Source organism: Ureibacillus chungkukjangi (genome assembly GCF_044795995.1).
Lineage (GTDB): Bacteria > Bacillota > Bacilli > Bacillales_A > Planococcaceae > Ureibacillus > Ureibacillus chungkukjangi.
In genome coordinates this window covers 1,922,006-1,934,110 of record NZ_CP085009.1, presented here as the reverse complement: position 1 = coordinate 1,934,110, position 12,105 = coordinate 1,922,006, and the positions used below count along the sequence as shown (strand labels likewise).

General features: G+C 36.9%; 10 protein-coding genes. 5 read left to right on the top strand and 5 right to left on the bottom strand.

Annotated features, from left to right (window positions below; genetic code table 11):
* Window positions 1-30: 30 nt before the first annotated feature.
* Window positions 31-1,608, top strand: coding sequence for an amidohydrolase (locus LG296_RS09565; protein WP_107936388.1), 1,578 nt, complete (start codon window positions 31-33; stop codon window positions 1,606-1,608).
* Between the two features lie 53 nt (window positions 1,609-1,661).
* Here LG296_RS09565 and LG296_RS09560 read toward each other — a convergent pair whose 3' ends face one another.
* Together LG296_RS09560 and LG296_RS09555 are read right to left on the bottom strand one after the other, a co-directional pair.
* Complete coding sequence (locus LG296_RS09560) at window positions 1,662-2,582, bottom strand: oxidoreductase (protein ID WP_107936386.1); 921 nt, start codon at window positions 2,580-2,582, stop codon at window positions 1,662-1,664.
* A gap of 218 nt (window positions 2,583-2,800) precedes the next feature.
* Window positions 2,801-3,697, bottom strand: coding sequence for a 3-hydroxyacyl-CoA dehydrogenase (locus LG296_RS09555; protein ID WP_107936384.1), 897 nt, complete (start codon window positions 3,695-3,697; stop codon window positions 2,801-2,803).
* Between the two features lie 169 nt (window positions 3,698-3,866).
* Between LG296_RS09555 and LG296_RS09550 the strand changes: the two genes are divergently transcribed.
* Entirely contained in the window at window positions 3,867-4,424 is a 558-nt protein-coding gene (locus LG296_RS09550; RefSeq protein ID WP_107936382.1) for a flavodoxin family protein, read from the top strand.
* A gap of 52 nt (window positions 4,425-4,476) precedes the next feature.
* On the opposite strand, the gene LG296_RS09545 is transcribed toward LG296_RS09550, so the two are convergent.
* The 3 genes from LG296_RS09545 to plsY form a co-directional block, all read right to left on the bottom strand.
* A complete protein-coding gene (locus LG296_RS09545; protein ID WP_107936379.1) occupies window positions 4,477-4,926 on the bottom strand; it encodes an NUDIX hydrolase in 450 nt (149 codons plus the stop codon).
* A gap of 121 nt (window positions 4,927-5,047) precedes the next feature.
* Window positions 5,048-5,338, bottom strand: coding sequence for a HesB/YadR/YfhF family protein (locus LG296_RS09540; RefSeq protein ID WP_107936377.1), 291 nt, complete (start codon window positions 5,336-5,338; stop codon window positions 5,048-5,050).
* A 26-nt stretch (window positions 5,339-5,364) separates the two neighbouring features.
* Window positions 5,365-5,970, bottom strand: coding sequence for a glycerol-3-phosphate 1-O-acyltransferase PlsY (gene plsY / locus LG296_RS09535; protein ID WP_107936375.1), 606 nt, complete (start codon window positions 5,968-5,970; stop codon window positions 5,365-5,367).
* 600 nt (window positions 5,971-6,570) lie between these two features.
* Here plsY and parE point away from each other — a divergent pair.
* The 3 genes from parE to LG296_RS09520 all read left to right on the top strand — a co-directional run bounded on the left by parE (window position 6,571) and on the right by LG296_RS09520 (window position 12,040).
* Entirely contained in the window at window positions 6,571-8,547 is a 1,977-nt protein-coding gene (gene parE / locus LG296_RS09530) for a DNA topoisomerase IV subunit B (RefSeq protein WP_107936373.1), read from the top strand.
* Complete coding sequence (gene parC / locus LG296_RS09525; protein WP_107936371.1) at window positions 8,544-10,973, top strand: DNA topoisomerase IV subunit A; 2,430 nt, start codon at window positions 8,544-8,546, stop codon at window positions 10,971-10,973. Before parE ends, parC begins: the two co-directional genes overlap by 4 nt.
* Before the next feature lie 152 nt (window positions 10,974-11,125).
* Entirely contained in the window at window positions 11,126-12,040 is a 915-nt protein-coding gene (locus tag LG296_RS09520) for a DMT family transporter (protein WP_107936369.1), read from the top strand.
* Window positions 12,041-12,105: the final 65 nt, after the last annotated feature.

Genomic DNA, 12,105 nt, shown 5'->3' with positions numbered 1-12,105 from the left:
CAAAAAATTTACGTAGAGAGGTTTGGTAAGATGAAAGATTTATGGCATGGCGGGACAATCTATACAATGACTGATGAGAATGATAGAGTAGAGGCTGTTTTAGTAGAGCATGGTAAGATTATAGAAGTAGGAGCATTCGAGAAACTAAAAGTACAAGCTGATACTTTTCATGATTTAAAAGGAGCTACAATGTATCCTGGATTTGTAGATAGTCATCTTCATATCATAGGCCACGGGGAGAAATTACTGCGTCTTGATCTATCAAATGCAACCTCAGTAGAGGAAGTACTTTCCTTAGTACGTGAAGCAGCAAAGAATACGCCGTCAGATAAATGGTTATTTGGAGAAGGATGGAATGAAAATAACTTTAAAGACAAGCGTATTCCTACTATTCAAGAGCTTGATGCCATCCGATCAGGTCCCATCCTTTTAACACGTGTATGTCATCATGTCCTTTTGGGTAACACAGCTGCACTGAATGCAGGAGAGATTCATGAAGACAGCATTTCTCCAGCAGGAGGTAAAATTGGCCGTGATTCCAATGGTAAATTAAACGGTCTCTTATATGAGCAAGCTACAAGTCTAGTTAATAATGCGATTGTTCGAGAAGGAGAAGCCTATGTTCAAAATTTAGTAGAAGCATTGAACTATTCGATTGATGACATGCTATCTAAAGGTTTAACAGGTGGTCACAGTGAGGATATGAGCTATTTTGGCAGTTATACGAATCCTCTAACCGCTTATGAAAGAGTAATAGGAGAAAAGCGTCATTTCCGTGTGAATTTACTTCGGCATCATGCTGTTTTTAAAGAGATGATGGAGGCAAATCCTTCCTATGATGAACCCTTTATTGAACCAGGTGCTATGAAAATCTTTGCTGATGGTTCGTTAGGTGGAGCAACTGCTGCATTAGTTGAACCATATTGTGATAATCCGGAGAATAAAGGATTATTTATTCACACTGATGAAGAACTAGAGGAGCTTGTAAAATTAGCACGTAAATATAATGAGGCAATTGCTGTTCACATGATTGGTGATGCTGCTACTGAGCAAGTTTTGAACGCTATTGAAAAATACCCTGTACCAGCAGACAAACGCGATCGATTAATACATTGCTGTGTTTTAAATGAGAATCTAATGGAACGAATAACAAGGTTATCGGCAGTTGTGGATATACAGCCAGCCTTTGTTTCTTCAGATTTCCCTTGGGTAATTGAAAGACTTGGTGAAAATCGCTTAGAGTATGCTTATGCTTGGAAAAAAATGCTGGATAGAGGCATTATGTGTTCTGCTGGAACAGATGCACCAATTGAAGATATCGATCCTCTTTTATCTATTTATGCTGCAGTTGAACGTAAAAAGCCTGGAGCACAGCATGAGGGATACATTCCTGAAGAGAAGCTAACTCGCTTTGAGGCAATCCGTGCTTATACGTATGGTAGTGCACAAGCCATTGGAAAAGAAGCTGTTCGTGGGTTCATCAAACCAGGCTATGATGCTGATTTTTCTATTTTTAATCGTGATTTATTTGAAGGGTCATCAGAGGATATGCTAGAAGCTATAGCTGTGAAAACAGTTGTAGCAGGTCGAGTTGTTTTTGAACGATAAAGTAGAAAAATAAAAACCAATCCCCTCCACAGTGCTTTTAGAGGGGATTGGTTTTAAAATTTATATGTGATGCCTGTAAGCTTTTCTGAAAGGATCCATAGATTACTGGATACATTTTCAACAAATTGCTGATCTAATATTTCTAGTTCAGTAGGGGAGCCTTTTATTCCTTTACGTCCATCTGGTCCGATATATTCTCCTCCACGAATCGAATAATCTGTTGCTGCATACAAAATTGGATTCGCAGCAGCCTCCGCACTTTGACCAATCATTTTTAATGAAGCCCGTGTAAGGCGCGTCTTAAGCTTACGAGAACCCTTCCCGAAGATGTAGGTTTGCGCAATTCCTGGATGACAAGCAACGCTTATTGAATCAATATTCCGCGCACGAAAACGATATTGAAGCTCTTTAGCAAAGTACATACAAGCAAGTTTACTTTGAGCATAGCGCTTCATGGCATTAGATTTCACCTTAGAGCCAAGAAACTCTTTAAATTCTGGCTTAATGGAATGCGCAGAAAGACTACCAAGTGAAATTACCCTAGAATCCGGTGTTTTAATGATTAAATCGAGCAATAATCCTGTTAAAGCAAAATGCCCTAAATAGTTGATGCCGAATTGTGATTCAAAACCGTCCTTTGTCTCTTTTTTGGGCGGCATCAGTACACCTGCATTATTAATCAGTATTGATAAGGAACGAAATTTTTTACGAAAATCCTCGGCGAATTCTTTAATACTTTCTAAATCATTTAAATCGAGCTTTAGTACATGTACATTTGCGTTAGGAAATTCTCTTTTAATCTTATCTACAGCTTCATGTCCTTTGTTCAGATTACGAACTGCCAGTATGACTGTAGCGTAATTTTCAGCTAATGCCAAGCTTGTTTCATAGCCGATTCCACTATTTCCCCCAGTAACAATTGCTACTTTTCCTGTAAGATCTCGTATGTCTTTTTTTGTCCATCCTTTACTCATACTTACACACTCCTTAAATTACTTCAAATCAATTGATGGAGTTGAAATTTTCTGCTCAAGTCTAGTAAATTATGTTTTATTATATGTTCAAAACCGCGAAACAGAAGAAACCTTGTAATGTTATTTAAGAAATGTGTTTTGAGTTAGGAGTTTATATATTTAATAAGGGAATTTTATATTAAAAAGCGACACACATTTATTTTGTGTGCCGCTGTATTCTAACTGTCTAAAAACCCTGGTTCTAAATAACTTGGGTTAGGATAGGAATAGAAGCCTAGTTTAGTTTCTGTACCCAATTTTCCCTTCTCAATATACTCAGATTTTAGGACATTAGCTAATTTTTTAAATTCTTCATTACCAGCTTCGCCCTTAGCGTTCGCTATGTTATAGGCTGTATTGATTCCTACAATGTCTAATATTGCAAATGGACCCTTTGGAGAACCAGTTGCAATCATCCACGTTTTATCAATTGTTTCTACATCAGCAATCTTCTTGACTAATAGCATTTGAGCAGCTTCTAGGAAGGGAACGAGTAAAGAATTTAAAATGTAGCCAGGTTGTTCTCTTTGAATAGGTAATGCTACCATTCCAATCGATTTGGCAAATTCGATAACCTCATCAAATACTGTTTTTTCAGTATTAGGATGTTTCATAATTTCGGCAGTATTGTTTAACCAGATTTCATTAGCAAAATGTAACGCAAGAAATTTATGAGGTCTACCTGTTATTTCTGCAAATTGACTTGGCAGCATCGTAGAGGAGTTGGTTGCAAAAATCGCCTTTTCGGGTGCTACTTGACGTAGCTGTTGATAGAAAGTCTTCTTAATCTCAACTACTTCTGGGACAGCTTCAATAACTAAATCTGCGTCTAGAACTGCTTCTCCTAAATCTGTATAGAAGGAAATACGATTATAAGCTAAATTTACAGCTTCTTCTGTCGCTTCAAGGTCTTGAGTATAGCGTACCTTTAGATTCATCATTCGATTTTTCCCACGATCTATTGCTTCATCATTAATATCATATACTGCAACATCATATCCTTTAAATGCAGTTTGAAACGCAATCTGACTTCCTAAAACACCACTACCAGCTACTACAATCTTTTTATAGTCCATATGAAAACCCCTTACTTAGTTTTAAACAAGCTATATTGTTCACTTTTCATGATAGACATGCTACTGTTTTTTATACTGATTTTAAATGTTCTAATGGGCTGTTGTGAGAAATACAGTTCTTTCATTCGTTTTAAATGAATATAATGGTAGGAAAGGAGCGAATCATTGCATGTCTATTGCTGTTATTTACGGAAGTACTCGCGAAAATGGGAATACGGAATGGCTAACTGAGCTAGCGATAAATGATTTGCCTGTCGAAAAAATATATCTAAGAGAATATAACATACTGCCCATTAAGGATGAGCGGCACACAAAGGCAGGGTTTCAGGAGGTGACAGATCAATATAACATTATTATTGATAAAGTTTTGAAGCATGACATACTTATTTTTGCTACTCCTATCTATTGGTATAGCATGAGCGGAACAATGAAGCTGTTTATTGATCGGTGGTCTCAAACTTTACGTGATAAAGATCGACCTGCCTTTAGAGAAGAATTAGCGAAGAAAAGTGCCTATGTGATTGCGGTAGGAGGAGATAAGCCGACGATTAAAGCACTTCCGATGATACAACAGTTTCAATACATTTGCGATTTCTTTAATATGGCTTTTGAAAGCTATATTATTGGCAAAGCGAGTAAGCCAGGGGAGATACCCAATGATTCAAAGGCTATTGCAGCAGCTAGGGAAATGAATGCGTCCTTAAAGAATAAGTTGAAATTGAATTAGATGGCTAAAAACGAGTTGAAGACATTGAATCTCAACTCGTTTTTAGTTTAATTTAAGCGAGGATTTCATCTATATAGGGTGTTATAAACCCAATGTATTCTGACTTCATATTATCTGGTAGTTGAAGTGGGGAATAGTACGTCAGCGCTTGTGACTCATGATTTATCCTTAGCTTGCCACTAACGTTTTTTGATAGAAAAACAGCTGTAACAGAATAAAATTCATCACCATTTTCAATTTTACTGAAGTAATCTTTGCCAGAAAATACGCCTAATAATTTTAAATCACGTACAGTTAAGCCAGTTTCCTCAAAAACCTCTCGGTATGCGACTTCCTCATAGCTTTCTCCTAGATCCATCAAGCCACCTGGCAAGCCCCAGCTCCCATTAGGTCGCTGTTGCAGGAGAATATCCTTTTTGTCATTTACAATAATTACTACTGAACCAGGTAATAGTAATGGTTTATTACCTACATATTTACGAATTGCTTTATAATATTCCACTTATTTTACCTCTCTTAATGCGTATTCTTTCCTTACTAGTTCAATGCCTATATTTAAAAACCTCTATTTAAATACAAAAAAGCGAGAAGTCATCTTCTAGAATCACTTCTCGCTCTAATTATTACGCTAAATATTCATATTTAAGTTCGTCTGCTTCTATATTTACATCAATTAGTAGATCATGCTCATTAAAAAACCAAAGGTCGTCTTTTTCAATGTAGAAATGAACTCCATCAATCGTTTGCTTTATGCCAACATCATGCCACTCCTCACGATTCATGCCAAGGGAAAACCCTTCATGAAACGGGGAAGAACCACCATAACGTGCGTAAAAACGAATCATATCGCCAGGAGATACTTCCATCTCTTCTTTAAACCACTGTAATGCTTCTTTGGTAACTTTTATGTTCATACATAAACATCCCTTCAGACCGATCTTTAAATCCATTTTACTTTTGGTTCTGTTCCTTCTTTTATACGCTTAAGATTTGCACGGTGACGATAGAATATAAAGACAGTTAATATTAAGATTAAAATCAATAAAGCGATATCTCCAGTCACAATCATATAAATAATGCTATAAATAACTGCTATAACTGAAATAATCATCGAAGATAAGCTTACAATTTTGGTAACCTTTAATGCTAAAAAGAATGCTACAATTAATAAGAGGAATAATGGCCATGCATAGCCTAACAGTACTCCGCCAGAGGTTGCGACAGCCTTTCCACCACGGAATCCAGCAAAGATAGGAAACATATGTCCAACAACTGCTATTGCTCCTAATAATAGCGGATGTATTGTTGTATCTGCAAAAAACGGAACAAGTGGCAGTAATGTAGCAGCTGTCCCTTTTAAAATGTCCAGGATCGTTACGACAAGTCCCGCTTTTTTACCTAAAACACGAAATGAATTTGTCCCACCTAAATTTCCACTACCATGCTCTCTAATATCTTTTTTGTAAAAGATTTTACCAACCCAAAGGCCAGAAGGAATGGAGCCAATTAAATAGGCAGCCAATATAAGTATAATTACATTAACCATAGAATGTTCCTTTCAAAAAATTAATAGTTGGTACTAATACTTGTAATAACAATATACCACCTTTTTAACCATTTGAGGAAGATGTATTTGTATTTAGTTCTTTTATCGATCAAACTAAATAGACCCCCAACAAGTGTGACGGGACGAGTAGTTTTTTATACTATTGCGAGTCTGTAGCTCAATCATAACAAAGTTTTTTTAAAGAAAATGAATGAACTTGAAGGAAAAAGTAAAAATTATCGTGAATAAATGTACAATATGTTTTTAGATTTACAGTTATAATAAAAATATGTAAACACTTTTACCTTTTTAAGTAGGTTATCCATTACTAGAAGAGATACGAGTAGTTTGATAAATATTTCAAAGAGCACGGGTATATATACAAGCCGAAATTGATTTGCCTATAATATAGTTCAATAAAGTTTCAAATACGCCAAGCCACACTTGATTTTATAAAGTTCTATTTGTGCAGAGTGACTTGAGTTTGATACAATAAAAAAGCTTATTTCTGGTAAAAGGAATATTGACAGAAATTACTATACTCATTACGATGGATATAGAAACAGAACGGATGTTTGTATTTTTGGAGGGGGATTTGATTTGGCAATAAATCAGCCAGGGATCGCATATGATGACGATGCCATTCAAGTATTAGAAGGATTAGAAGCGGTTCGAAAACGACCAGGAATGTATATTGGCTCCACAGACAGTCGAGGTCTTCATCACTTAGTTTATGAAATAGTTGATAATGCAGTGGATGAAGCTCTTGGTGGATTTGGATCACATATCATTGTAAGGATTCATGAGGATGGATCTGTGAGTGTTCGTGACTATGGTCGAGGCATGCCAACCGGAATGCATAAAATGGGGAAGCCGACACCTGAAGTTATTTTTACAATCCTTCATGCTGGAGGTAAATTTGGTCAGGGTGGCTATAAAACAAGTGGTGGTCTACACGGAGTAGGTTCGTCTGTAGTTAATGCACTTTCTAAATTTTTAGAAGTAACTATTTATCGTGATGGTCAAATTTTCCGTCAGCGATTTGAGCAAGGCGGAAAGCCGGTTACAACACTTGAAGTAATTGGAACAACAAAAGAAACGGGAACGAATGTCAGCTTCTTGCCGGACAAAGAAATATTCTCTGTGACAAAATTCAATTACGATATATTAGCTGAACGACTACGTGAATCAGCCTTTTTACTTAAAGGGTTAAAAATCGAGCTTATTGATGAGCGCGGCGAGGGACAAGCTGATGTTTTCCATTATGAAAACGGAATTGAAGCGTTTGTTACATACTTGAATGAGGAAAAAGATGTTCTTCATCCTGTTAAATATGTCGAAGGCTCTCAAGAAGGTATTGAGGTAGAATTCGCATTTCAATTTAACGATGGTTATTCAGAAACAATCCTTTCATTTGTTAATAACGTTCGTACACGAGATGGCGGAACACATGAAACTGGTGCAAAATCAGCCATGACAAAGGTATTTAATGAGTACGCACGAAAAGTTGGGCTTTTAAAGGAAAAGGATAAAAACCTAGAAGGTACTGATATTCGAGAAGGACTTTCGGCTATTGTATCTGTTCGTATTCCAGAGCATCTTTTACAATTTGAAGGGCAAACGAAAAGTAAGCTTGGTACAACTGAAGCTCGTTCTGCAGTAGAGAGTGTTGTACTTGAGCAAATGCTTTATGTACTAGAAGAGAACGCTGAATTGTCTGCTTCGCTTGTTCGTAAGGCTATACGTGCACAGCAAGCTCGAGAAGCAGCCCGTAAAGCTCGAGAGGATGCACGTAGTGGCAAAAAGAAAAAGTCCAGTACACTTCTTTCTGGTAAGCTGACACCTGCACAATCGAAAAACGCTGCTCGTAATGAGTTATATCTAGTAGAGGGTGATTCTGCCGGTGGTTCGGCTAAGCAAGGCCGTGACCGTACATTCCAGGCAATCTTGCCTTTGCGCGGAAAAGTAATTAATACGGAAAAAGCAAAGCTATCAGACATCATGAAAAATGAAGAAATTTCTACAATCATTCATACAATTGGTGCTGGAGTAGGAGCAGATTTTAATATTGATGATTCCGCTTACAATAAAGTCATCATTATGACCGATGCCGATACTGATGGCGCTCATATCCAGGTATTACTTTTAACTTTCTTCTATAAATATATGAGACCATTAATTGATGCTGGTAAGGTATACATTGCACTACCACCTCTTTACAAAGTTTCTCGTGGTACCGGCAAAAAAGAAGTAATCGAGTACGCTTGGACAGAAAAAGAATTGCAAGCTTCTATCCAAAAGGTTGGTAAAGGCTATATGCTCCAACGTTATAAAGGACTTGGTGAAATGAATGCCGATCAGTTATGGGATACAACAATGAACCCTGAAACACGAACTTTAATTCGTGTAACAATAGAAGATGGCGCACGTGCTGAACGTCGCGTTACAACATTAATGGGCGATAAGGTTGAACCTAGACGTAAATGGATTGAATCCAATGTAGATTTTGGTATGGAGGATGACTTAAATATTTTAGATAGCGATTTCATCCAACATGAGGAGGATTTAGAAGTATGACGACACCCGAACGATTTCAAGAATTACCGTTAGAAGAAGTGATGGGCGATCGGTTCGGTCGTTATAGTAAATACATCATTCAGGATCGCGCTTTACCTGATGCACGTGACGGTTTAAAGCCTGTACAACGACGAATTCTATATGCCATGTTCAATGAGGGGAATACGAACGAAAAACCTTTCCGTAAATCTGCAAAAACAGTCGGAAATGTAATCGGTAATTTCCATCCACATGGAGATACATCCGTGTATGATGCAATGGTTCGTTTAAGTCAGGATTGGAAAATGCGCCATATGCTTATAGAGATGCATGGGAACAACGGTTCGGTAGATGGTGATCCACCAGCAGCGATGCGTTATACAGAAGCAAGGCTTTCTTCAATTGCTGCTGAAATGCTTCGCGATATTAATAAGGGAACTGTAGATTTTGTTCCAAACTTTGATGACCAAGATTTAGAGCCAACCGTTTTACCTTCAAGATTTCCAAACTTGCTTGTAAACGGTTCTACAGGGATTTCTGCAGGTTATGCTACAGATATACCGCCTCATAATTTAACTGAATCGCTTGATGCAGTACTTTTGCGTTTAGATAACCCCCAATGTTCCGTTGATGAATTAATGACAGTTATCAAGGGGCCTGATTTTCCTACTGGTGGAATTATTCAGGGTGTCGAGGGGATTAAAAAGGCTTATGAAACAGGTAGAGGAAAAATAATCGTACGTTCTAAAACTACGATTGAAGCAGTAAAGGGTGGTAAAGAACAAATCATCATTACCGAACTTCCTTTTGAAGTGAATAAAGCTAACCTAGTAAAGAAAATAGACGAGCAAAGAGTAGATAAGCGATTAGAGGGTATCTCTGAAATTCGAGACGAATCGGATCGCACAGGTCTTCGTATCGTTATTGAACTTAAAAAGGATGTACAAGCAGTTGGTATACTAAACTACCTATATAAATCAACTGAACTACAAGTCAACTACAATTTTAATATGATTGCCATTCATAATCGTCGTCCAACAATGATGACATTACCTTTAATGCTGGATTCATATATCAAACACCAAAAGGATGTAGTGACAAAACGTTCTAAATTTGACCTTAAAAAGGCTAATGATCGTTTACATATCGTTGAAGGTTTAATCAAAGCTATTTCAATTTTGGATGAAGTAATTATAACTATTCGTGCTTCAAAAGATAAACGTGATGCGAAAAATAACTTAGAACTACAATTTGGTTTTACAGAAGCTCAATCTGAAGCAATTGTTAGCTTACAGCTGTATCGCTTAACTAATACAGATATTACTGAGCTGCGTGCCGAACAAGAAGAACTTGAGAAGTTAATCTCAAAGCTAATGGATATTTTGGGGAATGAAAAAGAATTGATTAATGTCATCAAATCAGAACTAGCAGAAATCCGTGCTAAGTTTGCTGAAGAGCGTCGTTCAGTCATTCAAGCGGAAATTGAAGAAATTAAGTTAACTCTAGATGTATTAGTTCCAAGTGAAGAAGTTGTAGTAACAGTAACAAAGGACGGATATGTGAAACGCACAAGCACACGTTCTCATTCAGCTTCTAATGGTCAGGATTTTGCAATGAAGGATTCTGATTATCTATTATTTGAAGAGACACTTAATACTCAGCATCATCTAATGCTCTTTACAAACAAAGGAAATTATATTTATCAGCCTGTTCATGAGCTACCTGATATTCGCTGGAAGGATCTTGGCCAGCATATTTCAAGTATTGTTCCTATCGAGCAAGATGAGGAGATCATAGATGTCATTGGTATTGATAAATTCGATCAAGAAAATGTTTATATCCTCACAGCAACAAAAGAAGGACAAATTAAACGCTCAGCATTAGCAGATTATGCAGTTACTCGATATTCTAAACCAATTAAGACTATGAACCTTAAAGGCGAAGATGAAATGATTTTTGTAAGTCTTATTTCAGCTGAAAAAGAAGTGTTGTTAACATCTTACTTAAGCTATAGTCTACGATTTGATATTGACGAAATACCTGTAACTGGTGTAAAAACTGGTGGCGTTAAAGGTATCAATTTAAAGGATGGCGATTTATTAATAGCCGTAAACCTGCTCAATTCTGAAGAAAAGCAAGAAGTAGCGATTGTTACACATCGCGGATCTGTCAAACGCATGAATGTAACAGAGGTTGAGAAAAGTACGCGTGCAAAACGAGGCGTAGTCACATTAAAAGAGTTAAAAACGAATCCACATCGAATTTTTGCTGTAAAAGTGGTTTCAGCAAACGATACTGTGTTATTAGAAACAGAAGAAAACGTACAAGAAACGATTGAAGTGAAGTCATTATCAAAAGCAGACCGCTATTCAAATGGATCTTTAAAAATTGATGTATCCAATGATGGTGAGCTAATGCGTGTTAAAGTTATTCCTTCAAGCAATTAAGATTTAATCTATTATCGATATGTAAAGGCGACTATCCGCTTTTACATATCTTTTTTGGTTTATATAGAATTTATAATCTTAAATTTATGTTGCTTTCAATAGATATAACGAATAAGATAGACTTGTTTCCTTTATTTTCTAGGAGGTCTAATATGAACTTACAGGGTAGAACAAAAGGGATTATTCTAGTATTAACTGCAGCGTTTTTCTGGGGTATCTCTGGGACAGTTTCTCAATATCTCTTTCAAGAATTACATATCAGTGCAGAATGGCTAACTACCGCTAGACTGTTGTCTGCAGGCTTCTTACTTACATTAATAGCCTATAAACAACATGGGAATCGGGTATTTGATGTATGGCGTCACAAAGCTGATATTTTGGGAATTGTAATTTTCGGAATTATAGGGATGATTGGGGTACAATATACATACTTAGCTGCGATTAAGCATGGAAACGCAGCAACTGCTACTGTTTTACAATACTTAGGTCCAGCTATTGTAACTGGATATTTTATATTAAAAGCTAAGAGACGACCAACTTCAAAAGAAATGATTGCGGTTTTCTTAGCGCTATTTGGTACATTTTTACTCGTAACTCATGGTAATATCCAAAACTTATCAATCTCAAAGCTAGGCTTTCTATGGGGGATTTTAGCTGCTTTTGGACTTGCATTTTATACTATTCAACCAATCGAGCTTCTAAAACGCTGGGGGTCTACTATCGTAGTTGGCTGGGGCATGATTATCGGTGGGGTTGTGTTCAGCTTTGTAACACCTCCCTGGAGCTTTGAAGGGGAATGGTATTTCTCTACAAGCTTAGCCTTTTTATTTGTAGTTGTTTGCGGTACAGTCCTTGCTTTTTATAGTTATCTTGAGAGTTTAAAATACTTATCTGCATCTGAAACCAGTCTATTGGCTTGTGCCGAGCCATTGTCGGCTGCTGTAACATCCGTTCTATTTCTAAATGTTGCTTTTGGATGGATCGATTGGCTTGGTACTGTACTGATTTTACTAACCATAGTCGTATTAACTAAAAAACAAAAGGCATCTCCAGAAGAATCATTGTGATTGTCCTGGAAATGCCTTTTATGCTTCTTATAAAATTTATTTAAGGATTCCTGCTTTGTCTTTGT